This is a genomic window from Veillonella sp. KGMB01456 (assembly GCF_023051165.1).
Lineage (GTDB): Bacteria > Bacillota > Negativicutes > Veillonellales > Veillonellaceae > Veillonella_A.
Genome location: NZ_JALKIG010000008.1, coordinates 39,268 through 64,788 on the forward strand (window position 1 = coordinate 39,268; position 25,521 = coordinate 64,788).

Annotated in this window: 24 protein-coding genes and 1 pseudogene; 23 read left to right on the forward strand and 2 right to left on the reverse strand. The window is 42.1% G+C overall.

Going from position 1 to position 25,521, the window contains the following annotated elements:
• Window positions 1–37 precede the first annotated feature (37 nt).
• The 3 genes and pseudogenes from fdhF (at window position 38) to MXE28_RS03890 (ending at window position 3,245) form a co-directional block, all read left to right on the forward strand.
• A pseudogene (gene fdhF / locus MXE28_RS03875) lies at window positions 38–2,230 on the forward strand (formate dehydrogenase subunit alpha).
• Window positions 2,227–2,757, forward strand: a complete 531-nt coding sequence (locus MXE28_RS03885; protein WP_226974133.1) for a 4Fe-4S dicluster domain-containing protein — start codon at window positions 2,227–2,229, stop codon at window positions 2,755–2,757. The pseudogene fdhF and the gene MXE28_RS03885 overlap by 4 nt, the downstream one beginning before the upstream one ends.
• Window positions 2,754–3,245: a 4Fe-4S dicluster domain-containing protein gene (locus tag MXE28_RS03890; RefSeq protein WP_226974134.1), complete on the forward strand. Its 492-nt coding sequence runs from the start codon at window positions 2,754–2,756 to the stop codon at window positions 3,243–3,245. The genes MXE28_RS03885 and MXE28_RS03890 overlap by 4 nt, the downstream gene beginning before the upstream one ends.
• Window positions 3,246–3,416: 171 nt before the next feature.
• Here MXE28_RS03890 and MXE28_RS03895 read toward each other — a convergent pair whose 3' ends face one another.
• Together MXE28_RS03895 and MXE28_RS03900 are read right to left on the reverse strand one after the other, a co-directional pair.
• Window positions 3,417–4,250, reverse strand: coding sequence for a formate dehydrogenase accessory sulfurtransferase FdhD (locus tag MXE28_RS03895; protein ID WP_021842539.1), 834 nt, complete (start codon window positions 4,248–4,250; stop codon window positions 3,417–3,419).
• A 238-nt stretch (window positions 4,251–4,488) separates the two neighbouring features.
• Window positions 4,489–5,058, reverse strand: a complete 570-nt coding sequence (locus tag MXE28_RS03900; RefSeq protein ID WP_021842538.1) for a HutD family protein — start codon at window positions 5,056–5,058, stop codon at window positions 4,489–4,491.
• Window positions 5,059–5,274: 216 nt separating this feature from the next.
• Between MXE28_RS03900 and ftcD the strand changes: the two genes are divergently transcribed.
• The 20 genes from ftcD to pfkA all read left to right on the forward strand — a co-directional run bounded on the left by ftcD (window position 5,275) and on the right by pfkA (window position 25,471).
• Window positions 5,275–6,168 carry a glutamate formimidoyltransferase gene (gene ftcD, locus MXE28_RS03905; RefSeq protein ID WP_021842537.1) on the forward strand — a complete coding sequence of 298 codons (894 nt, stop codon included), beginning with the start codon at window positions 5,275–5,277 and terminating at the stop codon, window positions 6,166–6,168.
• Between the two features lie 135 nt (window positions 6,169–6,303).
• Window positions 6,304–7,974, forward strand: coding sequence for a formate--tetrahydrofolate ligase (locus tag MXE28_RS03910; RefSeq protein ID WP_156705354.1), 1,671 nt, complete (start codon window positions 6,304–6,306; stop codon window positions 7,972–7,974).
• Window positions 7,975–8,024: 50 nt separating this feature from the next.
• Entirely contained in the window at window positions 8,025–8,645 is a 621-nt protein-coding gene (locus MXE28_RS03915) for a cyclodeaminase/cyclohydrolase family protein (RefSeq protein WP_156705356.1), read from the forward strand.
• Between the two features lie 361 nt (window positions 8,646–9,006).
• The gene (locus tag MXE28_RS03920) at window positions 9,007–11,289 is read left to right on the forward strand and encodes a bifunctional dihydroorotate dehydrogenase B NAD binding subunit/NADPH-dependent glutamate synthase (RefSeq protein ID WP_021842534.1); all 2,283 of its coding nucleotides are present in this window, start codon (window positions 9,007–9,009) and stop codon (window positions 11,287–11,289) included.
• A gap of 410 nt (window positions 11,290–11,699) precedes the next feature.
• Entirely contained in the window at window positions 11,700–13,748 is a 2,049-nt protein-coding gene (locus MXE28_RS03925; protein ID WP_156705360.1) for a urocanate hydratase, read from the forward strand.
• Between the two features lie 120 nt (window positions 13,749–13,868).
• Window positions 13,869–15,113: an imidazolonepropionase gene (gene hutI / locus MXE28_RS03930; protein WP_021842532.1), complete on the forward strand. Its 1,245-nt coding sequence runs from the start codon at window positions 13,869–13,871 to the stop codon at window positions 15,111–15,113.
• A 290-nt stretch (window positions 15,114–15,403) separates the two neighbouring features.
• Window positions 15,404–16,429 (forward strand): GspE/PulE family protein, encoded by a 1,026-nt coding sequence (locus MXE28_RS03935; protein WP_021842531.1) that lies wholly within the window; start codon window positions 15,404–15,406, stop codon window positions 16,427–16,429.
• A 20-nt stretch (window positions 16,430–16,449) separates the two neighbouring features.
• Window positions 16,450–17,559, forward strand: a complete 1,110-nt coding sequence (locus tag MXE28_RS03940) for an ATPase, T2SS/T4P/T4SS family (protein ID WP_021842530.1) — start codon at window positions 16,450–16,452, stop codon at window positions 17,557–17,559.
• Window positions 17,546–18,730 (forward strand): type II secretion system F family protein, encoded by a 1,185-nt coding sequence (locus tag MXE28_RS03945; protein ID WP_021842529.1) that lies wholly within the window; start codon window positions 17,546–17,548, stop codon window positions 18,728–18,730. The genes MXE28_RS03940 and MXE28_RS03945 overlap by 14 nt, the downstream gene beginning before the upstream one ends.
• A 28-nt stretch (window positions 18,731–18,758) precedes the next feature.
• Window positions 18,759–19,187: a prepilin-type N-terminal cleavage/methylation domain-containing protein gene (locus tag MXE28_RS03950; protein ID WP_021842528.1), complete on the forward strand. Its 429-nt coding sequence runs from the start codon at window positions 18,759–18,761 to the stop codon at window positions 19,185–19,187.
• A gap of 136 nt (window positions 19,188–19,323) precedes the next feature.
• On the forward strand, window positions 19,324–19,941 hold the full coding sequence (locus MXE28_RS03955) for a prepilin peptidase (protein ID WP_021842527.1): 618 nt from the start codon (window positions 19,324–19,326) through the stop codon (window positions 19,939–19,941).
• Window positions 19,926–20,447 (forward strand): hypothetical protein, encoded by a 522-nt coding sequence (locus MXE28_RS03960; RefSeq protein ID WP_156705362.1) that lies wholly within the window; start codon window positions 19,926–19,928, stop codon window positions 20,445–20,447. Before MXE28_RS03955 ends, MXE28_RS03960 begins: the two co-directional genes overlap by 16 nt.
• Window positions 20,448–20,481: 34 nt before the next feature.
• Entirely contained in the window at window positions 20,482–20,811 is a 330-nt protein-coding gene (locus tag MXE28_RS03965) for a hypothetical protein (protein WP_156705364.1), read from the forward strand.
• A complete protein-coding gene (locus MXE28_RS03970; RefSeq protein WP_021842525.1) occupies window positions 20,738–21,337 on the forward strand; it encodes a hypothetical protein in 600 nt (199 codons plus the stop codon). The genes MXE28_RS03965 and MXE28_RS03970 overlap by 74 nt, the downstream gene beginning before the upstream one ends.
• 103 nt (window positions 21,338–21,440) lie before the next feature.
• Window positions 21,441–21,818, forward strand: coding sequence for a hypothetical protein (locus MXE28_RS03975; protein ID WP_021842524.1), 378 nt, complete (start codon window positions 21,441–21,443; stop codon window positions 21,816–21,818).
• A gap of 29 nt (window positions 21,819–21,847) precedes the next feature.
• Complete coding sequence (locus tag MXE28_RS03980) at window positions 21,848–22,720, forward strand: hypothetical protein (protein ID WP_021842523.1); 873 nt, start codon at window positions 21,848–21,850, stop codon at window positions 22,718–22,720.
• 131 nt (window positions 22,721–22,851) lie between these two features.
• Window positions 22,852–23,322 carry a hypothetical protein gene (locus tag MXE28_RS03985; protein WP_156705366.1) on the forward strand — a complete coding sequence of 157 codons (471 nt, stop codon included), beginning with the start codon at window positions 22,852–22,854 and terminating at the stop codon, window positions 23,320–23,322.
• A gap of 4 nt (window positions 23,323–23,326) precedes the next feature.
• Window positions 23,327–23,737 carry a hypothetical protein gene (locus tag MXE28_RS03990; protein ID WP_156705368.1) on the forward strand — a complete coding sequence of 137 codons (411 nt, stop codon included), beginning with the start codon at window positions 23,327–23,329 and terminating at the stop codon, window positions 23,735–23,737.
• Between the two features lie 221 nt (window positions 23,738–23,958).
• Window positions 23,959–24,546, forward strand: coding sequence for a shikimate kinase (locus MXE28_RS03995; RefSeq protein WP_021842521.1), 588 nt, complete (start codon window positions 23,959–23,961; stop codon window positions 24,544–24,546).
• The gene (gene pfkA, locus MXE28_RS04000; RefSeq protein WP_021842520.1) at window positions 24,512–25,471 is read left to right on the forward strand and encodes a 6-phosphofructokinase; all 960 of its coding nucleotides are present in this window, start codon (window positions 24,512–24,514) and stop codon (window positions 25,469–25,471) included. The genes MXE28_RS03995 and pfkA overlap by 35 nt, the downstream gene beginning before the upstream one ends.
• Window positions 25,472–25,521 lie beyond the last annotated feature (50 nt).

Genomic DNA, 25,521 nt, shown 5'->3' on the forward strand with positions numbered 1-25,521 from the left:
CATATTAGGGAATTCAAGTGAATTGAGAGGCTATACTATGCAAACTACGTATGAAAAAGTTGTTTCGGTTTGTTCGTATTGCGGTTCCGGTTGCCAGATAGAATTTACTGTCGATAAAAAGGCTAACCGCATAATTTCTGCAAAAGGCGCTCCGGGTCGTACCAACGAGGGGCGCCTTTGTTTAAAGGGTTTTTACGGTTGGGATTACCTGAATGACCCTCAGCTTTTGACTCGGCGTATTACGAGTCCGATGATTCGTAAAGGCGGTAAAGGCAGCCCGTTGGAACCGGTGAGTTGGGATGAAGCCATTGCCTATACGGCGGAACGGCTCAAAGCGATTATTAAAGAATATGGTCCTGATTCCGTTATGGGGGCCGGGTCGGCCCGCGGTCCGGGGAATGAAGCCGGCTATATTACGCAAAAATTTATGCGTGCCGTAGTGGGCACTAATAATGTGGACCACTGTGCGCGTATTTGCCACGCTGCGTCCGTAGCCGGCTTAAAAGCATCTATCGGGGAAGGAGCCATGTCAGTCAGTGTGCCTGAAATTGAAGATGCTGAAGTCATTTTTAACATCGGGTATAATGGAGCAACGTCTCATCCGATTGTGGCTCGCCGCATTATTAAAGCGAAAGCTAAAGGGGCGAAGATTATTTGTGCGGATCCTCAGATTTCGGAAACGGCTCGCATTGCGGATATTCATTTGCAGCAAAAAGGGGGCACCAATTTGTTGCTCCTCAATGCGTTGGCCTATACGATAATTGATGAGCATCTGACGGATGATGAATTTATCAAGGCTCATGTGAACGGCTATGAAGAGTTTGTGCCGAAGCTTGCCCAATATGCACCGGAAGCGGTGGCCGCTGAAATCGGCGTCAGTGCTCAGGCTATTCGTGAAGCGGCTCGGCTCTATGCTTCGTCGAAGCATTCTGTCATCCTTTGGGGCATGGGGATTACTCAGTTCTCTCAAGGCGTTGACAGCGTGGCGGCGTGCTCCAATTTGGCACTTTTGACCGGCAATTACGGTCATTATGCGACGGGGGTAGGTCCGGTGCGCGGTCAAAATAACGTACAGGGCACCTGTGATATGGGTATTTTGCCGGATGTCTATCCGGGGTATCAGTCGGTGACGGATGATGCGGTACGCGCTAAATTTGAAAAAGCCTGGGGTGTTTCCTTACCGTCCAAACCGGGGATTAAATTGACGCAAGTACCGGATTACGTGCTAGGTGAACCGGATCCTAAGAAGCGGATTCATGCCTACTATATTCTCGGTGAAGATCCGGCCCAATCGGACCCTAATTTGGAAGAAATTCGTGAAACCTTAAAACAGATAGATTTAGTTATCGTGCAGGATATCTTTATGAACCGCACGTCGGAATATGCGGATGTTCTTTTCCCGGCTACGGCGTGGGGTGAACACGACGCCATTTATACCTGCTGTGACCGCGGTTTTCAGCGGGTTCGCAAAGTCATTGAACCGCCTGAAGGGGTAAAACCGGATTAGGAAATCCAAAGCCTCTTAGCTACGGTTATGGGTTATCCGATGCACTATAACAATACGCAGGAAATCTGGGATGAAATGCGTAAGTTATCTCCTAAATTCACCGGCGCCACTTATGAAAAAATCGACGCCTTAGGCGGCGTACAGTGGCCTTGCTATGATGAAAGTATGGATGATAAAGGGACTATGTTCCTCCATGAAGGTGGTCATTTTGCTACCGAAGACGGTCGTGGGAATTTACTTTTCACCGATTATGAGCCGGTTAAAGAAGAAGTGGATGAAGAATATCCAATGTCCTTCTGTACCGTTCGCGAAGTAGGCCATTACTCGGCACGCACCATGACGGGCAACTGCCGCATGTTGGCAAAACTGGAAGATGAACCGGGTTGGGTAGCCATGAATCCTAAAGACTGTGAAGAACTTGGTGTGGCCCAAGGCGATTTGGTTCGTGTTCGTTCACGGCGCGGCAGTCTTATAACCCGTTGCTTGCCGACGGAACGGGTTAAACCGGGTTCGACCTACATGACCTATCAGTGGTGGATTGGAGCTTGTAATGAATTGACGAATACGGCGCTTGATCCTAAGAGTAAAACGCCGGAATATAAATATTGTGCCTGCCGTGTTGAAAAGTTGGACGACCAAGCTGAGGCGGAAGCGTATGTACAGACACAATATGCATTGATTCGGTCCAAAATGGGGATAGAAAAGGCAGGTGCCAACGTATGAATCGATTTGTAAAAGGAAATCCTTTATTTTGTATAGGCTGCCGTACTTGCATGGTAGCCTGTGTAGTGGCTCATCGCGGTAACGGTATTTTCACGACCGATCCTGAGAGCGAAGATTTTTATCCGCGCATTCATGTGGTAAAAACGAAAACTAAGACAATGACGGTGCAATGTCATCAGTGTGAAAATGCACCGTGCGTCAAAGTGTGTCCCGTAGGGGCTTTGGAAAAGGGCACTGATAGTATTCTTATGCACGAAGAACGTTGTATTGGCTGTAAACAATGTACTATGGTTTGCCCGTTTGGCGCCATTCAAATGAAATCCGTAGCCGATGAAGGTACGGTGAGGGTAGTGGCCAATAAATGCGACCTTTGTGCAAATACGGAAGAAGGCGTACCGGCCTGCGTCAGCCATTGTCCGACTGACGCGTTGACATTTTATGAAATCGACAGTGTGCAGAACGCAGTGGATAAGAAAAATCTCCAAACAGCATTAAATGCATGGGCTGTAAAGGAGGGACAAGTATGAATCAGTTTGTATACTGTGATGTGAATCTTTGTATCGGCTGCGGCATGTGTGAACGACAATGCATCATGTCCCATTACGATTTGAAGATGACGGACGTGAAACTTAATGATCCGTTGCAACGCGCTCGTTGCAAGACCTATCGTCAGCCGGAATTGAAAGCGGCGGTTCACTGCAAGCAATGTGAAAACCCGTCATGCATGGCGGCGTGTCCGGTAGGAGCTATCCATAAACGGGACGACAAGCTGATTTTTATTGACGAAAACAGCTGCATCGGTTGTCGTGAGTACGTACTGGCTTGTCCGTTCGGAGCCGTCCGCATGGCGCCCGTAGCAGACGGTCGGGTAGTGGCCACTAAATGCGATTTATGCGTTGATACGAAGGCGGGCACACCGGCTTGCGTCAAAGGCTGTCCGAAGAAGGCCTTGACCTTGATGAACGATGAAACATTAAAGGCATGGCTTTTATATAAACAGGAGCATTCGGCGTAACTGCATTTTGTTATATTTAGTTGTTGTATTTTTGCTATAAGCTATAATGAGAATTATGTAATAAGGCTAAAAAAGGCTCTCTTGTAAAGTACGCTGTGAGGCGACTATACAAGAGAGCCGTTTAGTTTTTACTGTTAAAAATTTAGTTTTATAGGGGTTATAGGACAAAACTTAGTACTGGGAAGCATAGAATAATTTAGGGTTATAGGGGATAGAGTTATAGGACAAAATTTGGTACCGGGGAGTATAGAATAATTTATTAGTTCTACAGAAGTCCTTTAATCCGTTCCGGATGGGTAATACATTTAAAGGAATCGGGGCGCAACACATTACAGAGGGTAATGTTATATTTTGTGCCAATTCGATGCCCAGTTCCGTCGGCATGGCACGGGAACAGAAAATCGGCACACCGATACGGTGAACTTTTTTGATGACCGACTGTGGTACACGACCGCTGAAGATTAAAATTTTGTCGGATGAATCAATCTTTTGGGTGGTTATAATGCCTAAGAGGCGATCCAATACATTGTGACGGCCTACATCTTCCGCATAGGCTACCACCTTACCGTCTTTTACAAGGGCCCCTTCATGAACGCCGTGTGACGTATGATGGGCTTTCGTGATGGAATCGAGAAGCCCACCGTAATTGCAGATTTCATCGGCACTGACCGTTAAATTGGCTTTGGCTGCCGGCGGAATGACCGGGGCCGATTCATTATAATAGGCTGTATTGTGGTTAAGCGTTACATCGATGCGATGGGAATCTGAATCCATGGCGATGTGAGCAATATCTTCTAATTGGCTGATATGACCTTCCATGAGGCAATAGCCGATGATTAAATCGCGAAAATCATGCGGTGAGGCAATGAGCGTTGTAATACGCTTGTTTTCAATAAAAAGCTTATAGGCCACTTCGTCAGAGATAGTAAGCTGTTCTTCGACGGCGCCTTTGCCTTTTTGATAGGAGATACAATTGTGAGAATTAGTGTCTGATAAAGAATACATAACAAACCTCCTTGAATGATTCGCACTATGCGGACAATATGCCGGTGAGAATGTACTTGATTCCTATATTATACATGACTTGAGTATGTTATACAATTTTTATAGGAATTTACTATGTAAAAATAGCATAACAAAAGCCCTAAGTGTGGAGACTCAGGGCTTTTGCCGTTTTGTGAAGAAGATGAAGTTTGTATAGACTATCCTGAGAGGATATATTGTAAAGTTTGAAGAAACTATCCTAAGAGGATACATTAACGAAGAGTAGAGTGACAGCAGGATCCTCAAGGAATAAAGGAATCGACTCCGTGCAAGCGGACAAGACATAAAGTGTGTCCGGTTGTATTTGGAGGTTACCTATTTGAGCCTTGGCAGAGGGATCAAAAGGTAAATTTGGAACATAGAGGAAGCTATGTTCGAGAGGATTAAGTTGAGAAGAAGAAGTTAACACAGAGTAGTTAACCTTCATTCCTTGTTGGAACATAACATTAAAATCTGTTGCTTTCCCCTTGGAGTAGGTGTGATAAGCACCATCGAAGTAAGCTACTTCGTACGGTTTTAATAGGTATGTTTCTGCTGTTTCTTTAAAAGATAGGTATAACTGATTGTTTAGCGGAGTAATTAGACGTTGATAGCCCGGAAGCAAAGTAAATTCAGACGATTCAACATCAACTGTAGCGGAACTTATCCGAATGGCAAAATCTCTCTGGCTATAAGAGCTTTGCGGAGGATAAATATAAAACTCAGTTGTGGAACCACCGGACCAATTCGAGGTGGTGGCGTCTTTACGACTAATCGCTGTAATTTCCATAGCGCCTCCTAAGCGTTCTCATCTATTCGCTACATACAATATAAGTCAGTTACGTCTAAAAACTGTCAAAAATCAAAACTTTTTTCAAAATTTGAAAATTAGATGTTTTTTTGGTTATTCTTGATGTATATTAGACGTATAAATTTAACATTCCTAATATATGTACGGGAAATATATGTGAGGAATAAGTTGTATTTTTTGAATGGAGGCAATCATATGGCTAAGTTAGTAGAATTCGTTCCAAATTTTAGTGAAGGTCGCGATAAGGCAAAAGTTGAAAAAATCGTTGATGAAGCACGTAAAATTAAAGACTTGAAGATTCTTGATTATTCCAGTGATGCCGATCACAATCGCTCCGTAGTTACCTTAATCGGTTCCCCTGAAGCGGTAACCGAAGCAGCCATCAATATGGCTAAAGTAGCGATTGAACTCATCGACATGCGTACTCATGAAGGGGCTCATCCGCGTTTTGGAGCCGTTGACGTTGTTCCGTTTACACCGATTTCCGAAGTAACCATGGAAGAATGTGTTGAAATTGCTAATAAAGTAGGTAAAGCCTATGGTGAAATGGGGATTCCGGTTTATCTTTATGAAGATGCCTGCACTAAAGAAGATCGCCGTAACTTAGCCTCTGTTCGTAAAGGGCAATATGAAGGCTTCTTCGACAAAATTAAAGACCCTAACTGGGTACCTGACTATGGACCTGCCGAAATGAATGAAAAATCCGGTTGCTCCGCTGTTGGCGCTCGCGTATCTTTGGTAGCCTTTAATGTAAACTTAAATACCAGCGACCTTGCCGTAGCTGATGCTATTGCCAAGAAAATTCGTCATATCGGCGGCGGTTTACGCTATGTCAAAGCTATGGGCGTAATGCTGGAAGAACGCAATCAGGTACAAGTTTCCATGAACCTTGTTAACTACCATAAATCCTCCGTATATCAAGCTTTTGAAATGATTAAAATGGAAGCCAAACGTTATGGCGTATCTGTCGTAGGCAGCGAAATCATTGGTACCGTACCGATGGCAGCTTTAATGATGGCCGCTGAATATTATTTACAAGTTGAAAACTTTGACATGAACCAAATTTTAGAAAAACAATTGTTAGACTAATATAGCTTCCATGATTTACAACGATTAAATTGCGTATCGCTGTGCAATGAGAGTTGAAAAAAGTCCATATTTAGTGTAAATTAAAGGGTATAAAGTTATTTATCAAAGATTAACAGCCCTACAGGAGGTGCATTTATGTTCAGCGATATTGAAATTGCGCAAGCCAATCAGATGGAACCGATTACCAAAATTGCCGAAGAATGCGGCATTTTGCCACAAGAATTGGAACAATATGGTCATTATAAAGCTAAAATTTCCCTTGATGTATTAAAACGTTTGGAAAATAAACCGGATGGTAAATTAGTTCTTGTAACTGCCATTACGCCAACTCCGGCGGGCGAAGGCAAATCCACTACCAGCATCGGTTTGGCACAAGCTTTAAACAAAATCGGCAAAAAAACTGTAGTTGCTTTGCGCGAACCTTCTTTGGGACCGGTATTCGGTATTAAAGGCGGTGCTGCCGGCGGCGGTTACGCTCAAGTAGTACCGATGGATGATATTAATCTTCATTTTACCGGTGATATGCATGCCATTACGGCAGCTAACAATTTATTATCCGCTATGATTGACAATCATGTACATCAAGGCAATGAATTGAACATTGATGTGCGTCAAATCAGCTGGAAACGTGTTATGGATATGAATGACCGTGCTCTGCGCAACGTAGTTGTGGGGATGGGCGGCAAAGTATGCGGTTTCCCTCGTGAAGATCATTTCATGATTACCGTAGCGTCTGAAATTATGGCCGCGCTATGCTTGGCAACAAGCCTTCAGGATTTAAAAGCACGTTTCGGTCGTATCGTTATCGGCAGTACCTATGATGATCAACCGGTTTATGTACATCAGCTCGGCTGTGAAGGCGCCATGGCTATGCTCATGAAAGACGCCATCAAACCTAACTTGGTACAGACTTTGGAACATACGCCGGCCATCGTTCATGGCGGTCCGTTTGCTAACATTGCTCACGGTTGTAACTCCATTTTAGCGACTAAAATGGCTCTTAAATTGGGTGATATCGTAATTACGGAAGCTGGATTCGGTGCCGATCTCGGGGCTGAAAAGTTCCTCGACATCAAATGCCCATACGGCAATTTATTCCCACATGCCGTTGTTATCGTAGCCACTATTCGTGCGCTCAAAATGCATGGCGGTGTTAAAAAAGCGGACTTAAACGAAGAAAACGTGGAAGCTGTTAATGCCGGTTTTGTAAACCTTGCCAAACAGGTTGAAAACATCCGTGCTTTCGGTTTACCGGTATTGGTAGCAATCAATAAATTCGCGTCCGATACACCGGCCGAAATTGAGAAGTTATTACAGAAATGTGATAGCTACGGCGTAGACGTAAGCCTTAACGAATGTTGGGAAAAAGGCGGCGACGGCGGTATCGATATGGCTAAACAGATTGCAACCATGGTAGAAGGTACCGATTTCAAACCTACCACTATGTACGATAAGGAAGAAAGCATTCCGGCCAAATTGACAAAAATTGTGCAGAAAATTTACGGCGGCGACGGCGTTGAATTTACCGCCAATGCTAAAAAACAAATTAAACAGTTGGAAGACTGGGGTCTCGATAAATTACCGGTTTGTATCGCCAAAACACAGTATTCTTTGAGCGATAATCCGGCTTTATTGGGCGCACCTAAAGATTTTAACATTACCGTACAAGACGTGCGTATAGCTAACGGTGCGGGCTTTATCGTTTGCCAGACCAGCAATATCATGGTTATGCCGGGCTTACCTAAGAAACCGGCGGCCCTCAATATGGATATCGATGAGGACGGCAAAATCACCGGTTTATTCTAAAATCAGCTTGCAAAAATTCATGCATACTGAACTTAATTGGGAGGAAACACATGGAATTAAAAGCTTTATCCGTAGAAGCATTTATCAATGAAACAGGTTCCGATTCGCCGGCTCCTGGTGGTGGCAGTATTGCGGCCCTTAACGGCGCAACCGGTGCAGCTTTAATCGAAATGGTGGCAGCGCTTACCATCGGTAAAGAAAAATATGCCGCTGTAGAAGCCGAAATGAAAGACATTCAGGTAAAAGCTCATGAAATGAAAGCGCGTTTCTTGGCATACATTGATGAAGACAGTGCAGCCTTCAATAAAATTATGGCGGCGTTCAAATTGCCGAAAGAAACGGACGAAGACAAAAAAGCTCGTTCCGCGGCTATTCAGGAGGCTACCAAAGGGGCTGCTTTGGTTCCGTATCATATCGGTGAATTGGCTAATGAATTATTGCCACTCGCTGAAGCTGTTATCGTAAAAGGCAATCAAAATGCGGTTACTGACGGTGCCGTAGCTACGATGAATGCCAGAACAGCCGTACATAGTGCGTTCTTAAACGTAAAAATTAATTTAGGCAGCATTAAAGACGAAGCTTTCGTTGCCGATTTAAATCAAAAAATGGCAGCTATCGAAGAAGCTATTGATGCCAAAGAACAAAGTTTATTACAAAAAGTAAATTTATAAGCCGTGAAGCAATCATAGCCTATAGTTTTACTTGAAACTTGATGGCATGGGATTTATTGCCATTTCAAAGTGATGATAAACTTTAAAAAGTAAACGAACAGAGCGGTTTTTTAGTAAACCGCTCTGTTTTTTTAGATATTTTTAACAATGTCCGGACTAAATATGCGAAAATGTAATTTTAAATATTACTCTGTAGAGTGTAAAATAAGTATTATGATAAGCACAATAATCATGTAAGATTGGTAGTATTAAAGGTGTTAGGTAACAGGATCGGTGTAGGGAGTTGAGGCTTGACTAAGAGGTCGCAGCCGTATAGTAAAACCGATCACAGGTATTTAGGTCCATAAAGGAGTGAGTTCTCTTGTTTAAAATCGTAAGAAAAATCGTTTTACATGCTAATATGTATCAATATGATATTTTGGCACCACGTTTAGCGGAGTCGGCATTACCGGGGCAGTTTGTAATCGTAAAGCACGGCGAATACGGTGAACGTGTACCGCTCACTATTACCGATTATGATCGCGAAGAAGGTACCGTGAGCATCGTTTTCCAAACATTGGGTGACTCCACGCAAAAACTCGCCAAATTGGAAGAAGGCGACTTTTTGACAGACTTCGTAGGGCCATTAGGGAATCCGACCGATTTGGCGGAAATGTCCGACGAAGAATTGAAAGAGAAAAAGATTTTATTCTTGTGCGGCGGTGTCGGCACGGCGCCGGTATACCCGCAAGTTAAATATTTAAAATCCCGCGGCTGTTCCGCCGATGTTATTATCGGGGCTCGAAACAAAGATTTAATTATCTATGAAGAACAAATGCGTTCCGTAGCGGGGAATTTGTATCTTGCCACCGATGACGGCTCTACAGGCTTCCACGGCAATGTAGTAGCCTGCATGAAAGATTTAATTGAAAAAGGCAAAGAATATAATCACATCGTTGCCATCGGGCCGATGATTATGATGAAATTCGCTACCATTGCGGCTAAAGAATTGAACATTCCAATCGTAGTGTCCTTGAACTCCATCATGGTTGACGGTACCGGCATGTGCGGTGCTTGTCGCGTTACTATCGGCAATGAAGTTAAATTTACCTGCGTAGATGGCCCTGAATTTGACGGTTACTTGGTAGATTTTGACAATGCTATGCAACGTCAAACCATGTACAAGACGGAAGAAGGTCGTAAGTTAATCCGTGAAATGGATAAAGCCAATCCAAATCCTGATTGCACGTGCAAAGCGGAAGAAGGCTCTGAAACTACAGAACTTACGGATAAGGCTAAACGCATTCCGGTGCGTGAACAGGATCCGGCCGTGCGTGCTACTAACTTTGAAGAAGTTTGCTATGGCTACAGCCAGACGGAAGCCATGCTGGAAGCACAGCGCTGCTTGAACTGTAAAGTGCCTCGTTGCGTTGACGCTTGTCCGGTTCACATCAATATTCCGGGCTTTATCCAAGCTTTAAAAGCAGGGGATATTGAAGAAGCAGGGCGCATTATTGCGCAGCAAAGTGCCTTGCCGGCTATTTGCGGCCGCGTTTGTCCGCAAGAAGAACAATGTGAAGGCGCCTGCGTTATGGGGATTCGTAACGAAGCGGTGGCCATCGGTAAATTGGAACGCTTTGTAGCCGATACTAACCTTGCCAACGGTGTTGTTTTTGGTGAAAAAGAAGCGCCTAAGGGCATTAAAGTGGCTGTTATCGGTTCGGGTCCTGCCGGTCTCAGTTGTGCCGGCGATTTGGCCAAAAAAGGCTACGACGTAACGGTATTCGAATCCTTACATAAATTGGGCGGCGTTTTGGCCTACGGTATTCCTGAATTCCGTCTCCCTAAAGATCGCATTGTAAATAAAGAAGTGGAAAACATTAAGAATTTAGGCGTTAAGTTTGAAACGGACGTTATTATCGGGCGTACCGTAACCATCGATGATTTGATGGATAAAGAAGATTTCAAAGCCGTATTCATCGGTTCCGGCGCAGGCCTTCCTAAATTCATGCATATTCCGGGCGAATCTTCGAACGGCGTATTATCGGCCAACGAATTTTTGACCCGTGCGAACCTTATGAAATCGTATGATGACAGCTACGACACACCGATTGCCATCGGCAAAGTGTGTGTAACCGTCGGGGCCGGCAACGTGGCTATGGACGCCGCTCGTACCGCCCTTCGTTTAGGCTCGGAATCCAAGATTGTATATCGCCGCAGTGAAGATGAAATCCCGGCTCGTGCCGAAGAAGTTCATCACGCAAAGGAAGAAGGGGTTGAGTTCAATCTCTTAACCAATCCGGTTGAAATTCTTCACGATGATAAAGGCTGGGTAACCGGTGTTAAATGTGTCAAAATGGAATTGGGCGAACCGGATGCATCCGGCCGTCGTCGTCCGAAGGAAATTGAAGGTTCCGAATTCGTTATCCCTTGTGATACCGTAATCATGTCCCTTGGCACCAATCCAAATCCATTGATTCGTTCTACCACTAAAGGTCTTGATACGGAATCTTGGGGCGGTATTATTGCCGATGAAAAAGGGGCTACCACCAGAGAAGGCGTATTTGCCGGCGGTGATGCGGTAACCGGGGCCGCCACCGTTATCTTGGCTATGGGGGCCGGCAAACAGGCAGCCAGTGCCATTGATGAGTATTTATCTAAATAAGTAAATGGCAAATATAGCTTGATAATATAAGTCAAAAGATGTGGCGAATAAATAGCCATTAAAAAAATAATAAAAGTCGTATAATAAGCAGTTTCTAAATTCTTGCGCTTACCTAAAAGTTATGTTTATTTTGTGTGGGGCGAGATTTAGGAACTGCTATATTATTTTCAAGTTGATTCATAGTTATTTTGTCAAATTTTTGGTGATTTACGGATAATTAGCTAAAAAAGTCTGAAAACAATCAAAATTATAATTCAAGTTGGGTTGGATTTTCTTGGACGTTTTTCAGATTAGAATTATTTAAAATACAGGTAAGAAGGTAGTAAATATACGCATTAGTGTAATGTAAGTACCAATTGATGTATGACAAAATAATTTGTCGGTCGTAATTTTGCAAAAGGGGTGGACCTATGAATAACGCAACTGTTCAATCTGCAATGACAATCAAACTTGACTTCTCCAAGGGCTTACCGGCGAAGAAAACCTTCCAGGAAGGCATTCGTCGGGCACCTGATCGCGGTTTTCGTTTGACACCGGAACAAACCGAAGTCGCTCTTAAAAATGCGTTACGTTACATTCCGGAAGAATATCATGATGAATTGATTCCTGAATTTTTAGAAGAATTAACGACATGCGGTCGTATTTACGGTTACCGCTTCCGCCCTGAAGGTAATTTGTACGGCAAACCAATTGATGAATATAAAGGCAAATGTGTAGAAGGTAAAGCCTTCCAGGTTATGATTGACAATAACTTGGACTTCGCCGTAGCCCTCTATCCGTATGAACTCGTTACCTATGGTGAAACCGGTAGCGTATGTCATGACTGGATGCAGTATCTCCTTATTAAACGCTATTTGGAAGAATTGACACAGGACCAGACTCTTGTAGTGGCATCCGGTCATCCGGTAGGTTTATTCCGCTCCAAACCGGAAGCGCCGCGCGTAATCATCACGAACGGTATGATGGTGGGCTTATTCGATAACTTAAAAGACTGGGAAATCGCCGAAGAAATGGGCGTTGCCAACTATGGTCAAATGACGGCCGGCGGTTGGATGTATATCGGACCGCAAGGTATCGTACACGGTACATTTAATACGATTTTGAACGCCGGTCGTATGAAACTCGGTATTCCGGTAGACGGCGACTTAAGCGGTAAATTATTCGTTACCTCCGGCCTCGGCGGCATGAGTGGTGCTCAAGGTAAGGCAGCTGAAATCGCGAACTGCGTAGCCATTATTGCCGAAGTGGATTACTCCCGCATCAAAACTCGTTTGGATCAGGGCTGGATTTCCGGCGTGTCCGATTCCATTCCTGAAGTAATTAAAATGGCGCAGGACTCCATGGCGGCTAAAGAAGGTAAAGCCTATGCGTACCATGGCAACATCGTTGATTTACTTGAATACATCGCTGAACACGACGTGCACGTTGATTTGATTTCCGACCAGACTTCCTGTCATAATGTATATGACGGCGGTTATTGTCCAAAAGGCATCACCTTCGAAGAACGTACTCAAATGTTGGCTGAAGATCCGGCTAAATTCCATGGCCTCGTAAATGAAACGTTGAAAGCTCACTTCGCCGCGCTTAAAAAATTAACGGCTAAAGGCATTTACTTCTTTGATTACGGCAACTCTTTCATGAAGGCCGTATATGATGCGGGCGTTAAAGAAATTTCGAAAAATGGCGTTGATGAAAAAGATGGTTTCATTTGGCCAAGCTATGTAGAAGATATCATGGGACCTCATCTCTTTGATTACGGCTACGGTCCATTCCGTTGGGTATGCCTCAGCGGTAAACCGGAAGACTTACATAAGACTGACCAAGCCGCTATGGAATGCATCGAAGTGGATCGTCGTTATCAGGACCGCGACAACTATAACTGGATTCGCGATGCTGAAAAGAACCAGATGGTAGTGGGCACACAGGCACGTATCCTCTATCAGGACGAAGTAGGCCGTGTACGCATTGCCCTTCGCTTCAACGAACTCGTTCGCTTAGGTGAAATCGGACCGGTTATGCTCGGTCGTGACCATCATGACGTATCCGGCACCGACTCGCCATTCCGTGAAACATCCAATATTAAAGACGGTTCTAACGTTATGGCCGACATGGCGATTCAAACCTATGCCGGTAACGCAGCGCGCGGCATGAGCTTAATCGCCCTTCATAACGGCGGTGGTACCGGTATCGGTAAAGCCATCAACGGCGGTTTTGGTCTCGTGCTTGACGGCAGCCATCGCGTGGATGAAATCATCCGCTCCGCTTTATCCTGGGACGTTATCGGCGGTGTAGCTCGTCGTTCCTGGGCTCGCAACGAACATGCTATGGAAACGGCTGTTGAATTTAACAAAACCCGTGCCGGCGTAGGTCATATTACGATTCCGTTCGTAGCGGACGATGCGAAAGTAAAAGCCGCTGTTGCTAAAGTGTATCCGACAGCTAAAGTAATCAAAGACTGATAGCCTATCAGCAGGCGATTGGCAGTCGAATAGCAGTCGAATAGCAGTCGAATAGAAGCTCCCTAGAGCTTAGTAACAAACACAAATGAAAGACTGTATGAAGAACGAAAGGAGCTGAATATGGGAGACCAATTATTAATAAAAAATGCCGCCCAAGTCGTAACACCGCAAGGTCATACGGCGATTAAGGGGGCATCCATGAAAGATGTTAAAATCTATGAAAATGCCTCTGTTCTCATCGAAGACGGTCACATTGTGGCCGTCGGCGATGGGGCGGAATGGGCGAAAACCGTACCGGTCGACAAACAGATTGACGCTACCGGCAAAACGGTACTGCCCGGTTTCGTAGATTCGCATACACACTTTGTGTTCGGCGGCTACCGTGCTGATGAGTTCCTGTGGCGCATGGAAGGCATGACGTACATGGAAATTATGGAACGGGGCGGCGGCATCAACAATACCATGAAGGCCACTCGCAATGCCTCAGCGGAAGAGTTGATTGAACACAGCATGGATATTTTAGAGAAGATGCTCGCTTTCGGTATTACCACGGTGGAAGGTAAGAGTGGTTACGGTATGGACCACGATACGGAGCTCAAACAGCTGGAAGTCATGAAAGAATTGGAACAGCGCCAGCCCGTAGAAATTGTGCGCACCTTCATGGGGGCGCACTCCATTCCGCCGGAATACAAAGGTCGTAACGAAGAATTCTTGAAATTCCTTGTTAAGGAAGTGATGCCGGACGTTAAAAAAGCAGACCTCGCTCAGTTCTGTGATATCTTCTGTGAAAAAGGCGTTTTCTCCATCGAAGAAAGTCGCCAGTACTTGCAGCAAGCCAAAGACATGGGCTTTGACTTAAAAATCCATGCCGATGAAATCGTAACCTTGGGCGGTGCCGAATTGGGCGCCGAACTGGGTTGCACCTCGGCGGATCACTTATTACATGCTTCAGACGAAGGTATTAAAGCGTTGGCAAATAGCGATACGGTAGCGACCTTGTTACCGACCACCGCCTTTTGTCTCAAAGAACCGTTTGCACCGGCTCGTAAAATGATTGATGCCGGTTGTGCCGTAGCACTCGCTACCGACTTCAACCCGGGCAGCGGTTTTACCAACTCTGTACCTCTTATGATTGCTCTCGGTGTTATCTATATGGGAATGACGGCGGAAGAAGCCATTACGGCTCTTACCTTGAATGGAGCTGCCGCTGTTGGGCGTGCGGATACAATCGGCTCCATTGAAGAAGGTAAACAAGCCGACATCGTCATTCTCCAATACCCATCCTACAAATTTTTGCCGTATCATACGGGCGTGAATATTGTAGAAACGGTCATTAAAAAAGGCAAAGTCGTTCATCAGGCGTGAGAACGACAAAGCCTTAATTAAGTGTAAAGCTCCGAGCTTTAGACTTAGTACCTAAACTTCAAATAAAACTTCAAACTTCTTTATACCTCGTTTAAAACACTCTTTGGTCGTTTTGGATAGCTAATATGTCAGGTTGGCTACAATAAAAATGGCTGAAGGGTGTTTTTTTGTGATTTTTTCTGTGTTGACTCATACTGTCAGTGCCAATGCGCACCATTGGTGGAATTAAGCAGGAATAAAAAAATAAATAAAGAAATTCTCTTTTGTAGCCGGGTATAAAGGGGGCGATTATGTTTCAGGTTGAATTAGAATTGGATAAGTTGATTAGTCAAGCGGTAACGGAAAATGCCAGTGATATCCATTTTGATGCCACCAAGGATGGTTTATTAATACGCTTTAGAATTGATGGAGTTCTCGATATACATGAAAAGATAGAGCAAGATGCAGCGGATAAGTTAATAAACAGAATTAAAATTTTGAGTGGTATGGACATTAGTGAAAAACGGTTGCCGCAAGACGGGCGTTGGTGTTGGCAAGGCAAAGATAAAAAAGATGTTATGCTTCGTGTTTCGTCATTGCCTTCAGTTTATGGGGAGACAATAGTATGTCGTATTGTAGGTAGCGAAAACTGTTATAAAAGTTTAGAGCAATTAGGGATGACGGAAGAAGTACGACAAATCGTAATTAATTTATTGCAAAGGCCGTATGGTTTGCTTTTAATTTCAGGACCGACAGGCTCCGGTAAAACCAGTACATTATATGCGTTACTTAGGTTATTAAATACGGTTACAGACAATGTAATTTCACTGGAAAATCCTGTAGAAGCAGATATTCCGGGTGCTATACAGGTGCAAATAAATCCAAAAGCAGGATTAACTTTTCCTAAAGCATTACGTGCTGTTTTGCGACAAGATCCTGATACGATTATGGTTGGTGAAATTCGTGATAGAGAAACCGCAGAATTAGCGGTTCAAGCAGCATTAACAGGTCATCGAGTGTTGGCGACAATACATACTAATACAGCATTAGGTGTACGAGAACGGTTATTGGATATGGGAATTGAAGATTATTTGGTACGAGCAACTTTATTGGGTGCTATAGCACAGCGCTTGGTACGAAGAAAAACGAGTTGTGGCTTTTGTGGACGATTGGCACTGTATGAATTATTAGCTTTACCGGATAATTCGGTAGATTGGACACATTGTGAACAATATGTAAGACCTACTTTATTGGAATCAGGAACGCTTGCTGTAAGAATGGGGCTAACTACAGTTGATGAAGTAAGGCGTAACGGCATTGAAATTCGGGGAGTTTAATATATTGAAGGTGAATTACTATGAGTTTAAGTGAATTGTTGCAGCGGGCCATTGCTGAAGGGGCAACAGATGTTCATCTTGAACTGCATCAGGAGCCTTATTTCCGCTTAGGTAATGATATTGTTAAGTGTAATGGGATTAAGGTATCAGATGCTTTGTTTACAGAAATTTTAAAAGCAAGTGAATGCGGCAAACTAAATAATGAAAATAGGGATAATAGTCATTTGAATGTAGTTACAACTTTGGAAAATAAAGTTAGCGATTCATTAGAAAAAGTGGCCGATGCACGTAAATTATATGCGGCATTTTCGAAAGACAGCGCTTTTTCATTTAAAAAGATTAGAGTAAGGGTTCATTTATATCAAGCTAAACAACAACGTTGTGGTACATTGCGCATTTTATATAATCAGTCACTGATGATGCCGAATGGGGAAGCAGGAAAGTTATTGCATCGTATTGTTCATTTACAAGAGGGCTTAGTCCTTGTTACCGGCCCTACCGGTTCAGGCAAAAGTTATACTTTGGCTACCTGTTTACAATGCATTAATGATGAGTGTCATAAGCATATTATTACCTTGGAAGACCCTATTGAATTTACATTCGAAAATAATCAAAGTTTGATTCATCAGCGTCAATTGGGACAAGATATGGAATCAATGGCTGCGGGCGTTCGCGATGCGTTACGAGAAGATCCGGATGTAATTATGATTGGTGAATTGCGTGACCGTGAAACCTTGGAAGCTGCATTACATGCGGCTGAAACGGGACATTTAGTATTTGCTACTTTACACACACAAAGGGCCGTAATGGCTATTAATAGGATGATTTCGGTTTTTCCGGCTTCTCAACAAGAAGAAGTGAGAGCTCAACTATCTCAAGTATTAAGAGCTGTATTATGTCAGCGGTTATTAAGATTTGATAAACAATTTGTGGTAGTTAGAGATATTTTATTAAATACACCGGCTGTAGCAAATTTGATTCGACAACGTAAAGAACCACAAATTGTATCAATTCAAGAAACACAACCGCCAATGCAGACAATGGAAATGGCAGTGGCAGCTCTTAAAGCTGAATGGGGAGAACGTAGTGAATTTAAGGAGGTTTTGGAACAGGCTTATGAAACAGTATAACTATAGGGCCTTTGACGCAAAGGGGGTGATACAAGAAGATACCATATGGGCTGAATCAAGTGAAGAAATAGTTCAAAAATTGCAATATAAAGGATGGCATATTATTGAAGTTGCAGTAATAAAATCTTCTGAAGTAAATAGTGTTAAGTGGCGGTATAAAGATATTATAGAGTTTTCATATCGTATGTCTTTATTATTAGAAGCAGGTATTTCTATACGTCGTGTTATGCAATTTCTGAGCGCTAAGCCGATAAAGCATATTCCTTATGCAGTAATTAATGAAGCTATACAGCGAGGTAATCCCCTTTCAAAGGTATTAACAGAGGTGGGGTTCCCTAATATCGGTTGCGCATTACTGCAAGCCGGTGAGGCTGCAGGTACCTTAGCGCACAGTTTTTCTCAAATTAAAGAATACTATGAGAAACAATGGGCGTGGCAACGACAATTAAGCGGAGCAGCGGCGTATCCGGCATTCTTATTGTTACTCATGATGATATTTATAGGCGTGACGGTAGTGTTTATATTACCGGCTTTTAAAAAAGTATTTATGTCTATGCAAGTACCTTTGCCATTCATTACAAAAATATTATTTAGTTTCGGAGATTTTGTTACAACTCACGTAACTTTATGCATAGGTTTATTAGGCTTATTCATATTTGGGATTTGGTGTATCTGGCAACAAGCTGATATTCGTTTAGTTGTGTTGAGATATATATGGCAACGCGGTAGTGGGCATGAATGGTTTGATTGCTTTTATTTGGCCAGAATTACAAAGGTTTGGGCGATTTTATTGGACAGTGGCTTAACAATTACAGATATGCTGACATTAACAAAATCATTATGGGGAAATCCCTATGCTACTTTATTGCAAACACAAGTAAATAATTTATTAGCTAAAGGAACTACATTTGGAGACGCTTTAAAAAAGGCCAAATTGGGAAATGAATTTCTTTGGGAGTTAATTACTATAGGTGAAGAGACTGGGGATATGGTAGCCATGCTGAATCATGGGGCTTCCTATTATGATCGATTAACTTCCCGTTATATGGCAAAATTACAACAATTAATGGAGCCTATTATGGTATCTCTTATGGGGATAGGGGTAGCTATCTTAGTTATTGCTGTTATGTTGCCTATGTTTAATGCAGTGACGGCAATGCAACATGTTTAGTAATTAGAGTGTTAGGAGGAGTTTTTTTATGGATAATGTAACAAATATTTCACTTAGAGAACGCGTTAAACAGTGGTTAGCATCGTATCATAAAACCTTACGTGATAAACGTAAAAAAGAAGGTGGTTTCACCTTAGTCGAGTTAATGGTGGTAGTAGCGATTATTGCTATTTTAGCTGCGGTGGCAATGCCACAATTTTTATCGGCCGGGGACAAAGCTCGTGATGCTAAAATCAAAGCAGACACACAGACAATTGCTAATGCGGCTCAACTTTATATGGTAGATAGAGGGACTGATGAAGTTCCTTCAGTTGAAGATTTATACAAAGCAGGCTATTTATCTGAAGCCGTTAAAACACCAAAGGGTGGAGATTATGCGGTAACATCTGAAAGCAATGCAGGTGGTACAGGTACTCATATTGTTGTAACGGCTACTGATAATACGAATGCAAATTAGACGAGAATCAGAATTTAATTATGGGGATAGTTTTAGAACGTCTAAAATAGTAAATCGGTTAAATTAATCGATTAAACTTTATAAGTTAAGTAGCATGTAAGCTCTGATGTATAAAAAGGAACGTAGTGGTTAGTATATGTGGTTACAATACAGTGTAGGTGGTATAAGTGGTGCATTGGCCGGATTAACCGGTTTCTATCTCTTAAAAGAAATTGTTATAGAACGAGAACGGCGTTCTATAATTTTGATGTTAATTTACATTCTTATAGGAATGCTCGGCGGATTAATTTGTAGCCATTTGACGGTAAATATAAAAGAAAGTCTTTTAATGATTATCTTCGGTTTCACTCTTTTTATGGGCGCTACCATCGATAAGTATTACCTGATTATGCCTGATGAGGGTGCTGTTTTTTTGCTCATAGTTGGAATAAGTCGGATATGGTTATTGGGGATTTCTTTTTTTCAAACTGTTGAAATGGCAGGAATTGTATTAGTGGGAGGATATCTATTTAGTAAATTAACAAACGACGGTTTGGGTCTTGGTGATGTGAAATGGTGTAGTGTATTTACATTATGGTTATCACCATTGGCTTTGTGGCAAGCTATTTTATTGGCGCTTATCGGTGGAACCGGTTGGGTACTTTTGTACTATCTGTATTCAGGTAAGGTACTACGTATACTGCCATTTGGTCCTTTTTTATGTAGTGCAGCAGCTATTATGTATATTTGGGAAAATTTATGGTCAATATTATGAAACATTATATAAATAATTTGAACATATATTATGGCAAAAATCATTGTAAGGGTGGATTTTTATTAATAGAAGTTTTGATTTATAGTACATTATTAATTTTATTATTGGGGATGGCACAGCTTGCTATATCAAAAACCATGAGCGAAAACTGGCAATTTGATCGAGTGAGTAGACTATTTTATTACACAATTAAGCGAACTCAATTACTTTCTTTTAATGGTGGATCCGGAACACAGGGAAGGCCACTTAATACAATATACGTAAGTGATTCGTCATATGAGGTGAATTTATATGCTACCTTATGGGGATATCAAGAAATTTTTGTGCCTAATACTATGAAGTTGGTAAATAATTCGAGAACAAAACAATCGGCATATTTAGGTAAATATGATGGGCAGAGTGATTTATATAGTTTTGAAATCTATGATTATGTATTGCGAAAATATCGAAAGTATATTTTTTCACAACAAACACCGAGAATTCGTTGGATTGAAGGAACATTCTAAAGGATATTTATATGCTGAAACTTTAGGCGGTACAATGATTGTTGCCTTATTTATCCTGACTGTTACGGCGATGATGGGGACATTAATTATTCAATGGCGAAGCGCTAAAATATCACAAGTAATAGTGCCCATTGCTATTACAGCAATGGAACAGAGTAAATATAATTATCAACAATTTGGAGAACCGGGCGAACTTCCTAAGGTAAAGGAGCCATATAGATTAGTTAGGGCAATAAATTCTAAGCATGTGCATAATATGGATGTTAAGGAGTTAGAGGTAGCAGGATATTATGGAAATCAAGAAATACTTCATTTCTCAACGTATATTTGGCAGGGAATACCGGCTACTAATAAAGAGAGGTAATTCCGGATTTTTATTGGGTGAATTGTTAATTAGTACTACTGTTATTTGTATTGCCATGGGGGCCTTATTAAGCTTAATGTTAGTCTCTTTGCAATGGGCACAACGATGGCAAATAGAAAATGAGGTTTTATTAGAAAGTATGACGATACGATTAACAATAGTTAACTTTACTAAACGTGCAGATAAGACTGTTACGGTTGGTCGTACAGGCCAATATATTCTATATGATGGTGTACGTTGGTTCGGTATTGAGGGCACAGAAGCTAGGCGTGTCTTAAGTGATGGTCAAAAACAAGCATTATCCTCACCTACCATTAGTCCGTCTTGGGGGAGGCTCATAGTGACACCCCTTATAGGGGGAAAATCATTTGAACAATTTTTACCAAAAAGTCCTATACACATGAATTGGCAAGTCGAAGTAAAGGGAACACCTAATACAATGAATGCTAATCAATATAAGATAGGGACGGATATTACGGTACTTCCTAATTTAGACTATTTTCAATATTCGCCGACAAGGAGTTGATATATTGAAGTGTCCTTTTAAGTTTAAAAACAAGCCCTGGTACTATGGGCGAAGAAAGAACAAATGCGCTAAGTCTAACAATATAGGTGGTTTTTTCACATATATGGCACTTATTATAGGGACAATATTACTCTTATTTTGGTCGGCATTGAGTGATGAAATGAATATTATCGTAGGGATTACTCATGATGAAGTAGCATTAACTGCTATGAATTATAAAGCAGAGGGTATCATTGGTTGCTTGTTACGAGAATACAGTGAGAAAGGTGATTTGATGCCTACACTTCAGGAAACAATATATGAAAATGACGATAATTATACAGCGTCATATATATTAAACAGACAGGCAAGTAATAATGAATTTAAGGTTCGATATCGTAATCGTATTACAGGGCAAATCGTACAATATTTAGTAGTTTTTAGGGAAGACCCAGGGCCGTGGCCAAAAAATATTAATGTAGATTTAGTAAGATTTTTTTAACAGGCTGTTAATGAAGGGATGGTTAGCGAATGAAATCAGAATTTATAGGGGTTGCGATGGGAGAGGCGCAAACAATTGCTATTAGTATGGCGAAGACTAAGAAGGGGATAATAATTCAAGATGCAATTGTTGAAAAACGCCAAGATTCGTTAATGAATGATTGTAAGCACTTGGTAAGCAAATATTCCCTGGAAGATAAACCTATAGGTATAACAGCTCTTGGTGAACGTCAGGATAAAGTTATGATTATTCCACCATTATCACGTCTGGAGATTAATCAGATGCTACATTGGTCGGTTCCTGAATTTGTCACATGGCCGGAAGATAGTTATTATTTTGATTTTGTAGCTATAAATTTACCAAATCAAGTTAGGTCTTCCGGGAATGATAAATTAGTATACGTAGTAGCATTAAAAAAAGAGCATATTAATGAATTGGCAACCGGTGTTTTAAAGAGTGGTGGAAACCTAAAAATTATAGATTATGCACCGGGACCGATAGCACATAGATTTGTTGAAAAAGAAGGCGCTGTAATCGGCATTATACATGAGGATATATTGGAATTAACAGCTTGGTATAACTTTGTATGTATTTGTAATCATAAAATTCCGCTTGATTCGGTTGATATAATGAAAGAATTGGAAGATTTAGAGGTAGATTTATTCAGTTATGGTATAAGTGGAATTTCCGGATTTTATTTATACGGGGATATACATGGCAATCTATCGGACGATGATTGTGAAGCTGCTTATGAGAAGTATGGTAAGCTTACTGCTATTCCTTTTGAAGAAACAAAAGAAGTAGCGAAAATGGAAAAGGTGATGTTTGAAAAATCAGATCCTTTTTTGTGGGATATGGCGACTGGTCTGGCATATCGAGGCATACAAAAAATGAGAAATTAACAACCACGCGTTGAATGATATTTGAATCATTAATAGCTAAAAATATAGTTGGCAGGTGAAATGATGTGAATTTTTTGACTTGGCCGTTTCGGTGTGAACGGTACTATAGACATCATAAAACAGCAATCATAATGATTGGAATCTTAGCCTTGTTCTTAGTAATATTCCTATGGGGATTTGGGTTTTACTTATACTATGCAAGTCAGAAACTGCATGAAGATATATACGAAATGCAAGCGGTAGGCAGCGCGAATCACGAGGCAGTTCAAAAGTATGAAAAGGTTATTCAGCAACGACTGACAAAAGATTTAAAACATAGTACCGGTCAAAGTATATTATTGCACACTGTTGATTGTGCAAATTCACAGATAGTTTTGGATACCGTTAATTTTACTGATGATGGTTTTAACGTAACTGGTATATGTACAAAACCGGAGGTCGTATTGGCGTATAGTCAACGGCTCAAGGGGAGTTTGAAAGGAGTTATTGTTAATGCAAAACAAGGAATTGATGCTAATCGTAAAATCCATACATTTCAATTATCTGGAAAGTTTGAAAAGGCTAAACCTCAACCCAAAAAGGATACACCAAATAGTCGGTAGCTACATGGTACTTACAGTTTTGGGAGCTGGTATAGTTCTCTGGTTCCATCAGGAGAGAAGTGACTTATTAGCGATACAAGAACAACAGACTTTACAAAATGAAGCAGATCAAGTTGTTGTGAGCAGTCAGGCTTACGAGATGATTATGGCGACCGACAAGAAAGAAATAACTGAAGAAGCCTTAAAGGATAAACTGATGAAATATTTGTCCGGTAAAGCATTAACAATTACAGCGATGGAAGAAACGGAGAATAAGAAGGGTAAGAGCTTATCTGTAGAAGTAACAGGAAATTTACGAGATTATTTCACATTGGTTGAAGAATTGAATGGAGATAGTCCCGAACTGCAAATAGAGCCTAAACAACTGAATAAACAAAACAATCAACTTCACATTCAGTTTGATATTATTTCTTAACCTAAAGCCGTGACTTTTGTCATGGCTTTTTTATTATGTCTCTCACCCCAAACCTAAACATTTTCTTAATTCCTTAAATCCTATTCGTTTTATACTTTTACTAAATGCTGTGATGTAGTAGAATAGAATCAAATGGGTATCGTACATAATGAGAACGGAGTAACAGGTAATTGTTCGTTGTGATTATGTATGACACAATCTGTAATAGGCGGGATTAAGTAATGAAACGAAATATAATTTTAATCGGTACTATGGGGAGCGGCAAAAGTCATTTGGGACGCAATTTAGCGGAAGCCAAAGGTTGGCAGTTCGTTGATACGGATCGACTTTTGGAACGGCGCTATAATTTGCCCATAGCCGAAGTGTATGAGAAGCTGGGCGAGAAGCTCTTTCGTTCGGCGGAACGTGAAATTTTAAAGAAAGTTTGCATGTATCATGAGTGTATTATTTCCGTAGGTGGTAATTTTCCCCTTGATGTACGGACGGTACGATATTTACAGCGGTATGCGTATATTATCGGTATTCGGGCTTCCGAGTATCGCATCGTGAAGCGGGTGAATCGTCGTATTGGTAAACGGCCGACCATGGATTATGATGATGTGGCGGGCTTTGTAGAAACGATGATGCAACGCTGGAAACCGGTGTATAAGAAGTGTGATTGTGTCATAGATACGACGTATGGTCGCACTGAAAATTTAATTGATTCAATCCACGAAACGTTAGCACGTGAAGGTGTGGAGTTCAAAAAACGACGTCCTATGGGGGTAGAGCAACATGAAAAATATTGCGATTCTAACGAGCGGCGGTGATGCGCCGGGCATGAATGCGGCGGTGCGTGCCTTGGTTCGTAAAGGGATTTACGAAGGGTTACACGTATATGGCATTAGCCGCGGTTTTGAAGGGCTTTTAAAAAATGATTTTGAATCTTTGAATCGACGTGATGTAGGGGCTATCGTCAACCGTGGCGGCACGATGCTCAAGACGGCTCGTTGCACAAAGTTTAAGGAGCTGGAGAACCAGGAAAAAGCGGCCCAGATTCTTCGGGACCGCGAAATTGATGCTCTCGTTGTTATCGGCGGTGACGGCTCTATGGCGGGTGCCATGGCGCTTGCCAAACAGGGGATTCCCACAATTACGATTCCCGGCACTATCGATAACGATATGTGCGGCACGGAATATACCATTGGTTTTGACACGGCCCTTAATACGGTCGTTGATGCGGTCAGCAAGATTCGTGATACCACGACGGCTCATGATCGGGTAGCCATCGTCGAAGTTATGGGGCGCAGTGCCGGTCATTTGGCGGTGCGTGCCGGTCTTGCGTGCGGCGCCGAAATGGTGCTTATTCCCGAAAAGCCTATGAGTCTTGATGAAGTGTGCGATCAGCTTCGCATTTCCCATAATGCAGGTAAAACGAACAGCATCATCATGGTGGCGGAAGGGGCATACCACAGTTTTGAAGTGTGCGGCTATATTAATAAGCACCTCAATATTTCCCCGAGTGTTACTGTTCTTGGCTATTTGCAACGTGGTGGCTCGCCATCCGCTCGTGATGCGGCCATGGCGGCACTCATGAGTGAAAAAGCGATTGATGCTCTCCTCGAAGGTAAGAGTAATTGTTTGACCGCTGTTTTAAACGGCAAGATTGAAATGGTGCCGTATGAAGAAGCGTGCACACGTTGTTATCCTATCAGTGAATCGGAATATGAGCTGATTTCGGTATTGGCTCGATAGGTTCATTAAGCACTCATTAGTGAAACCTATAATTATTATCGATTATATAT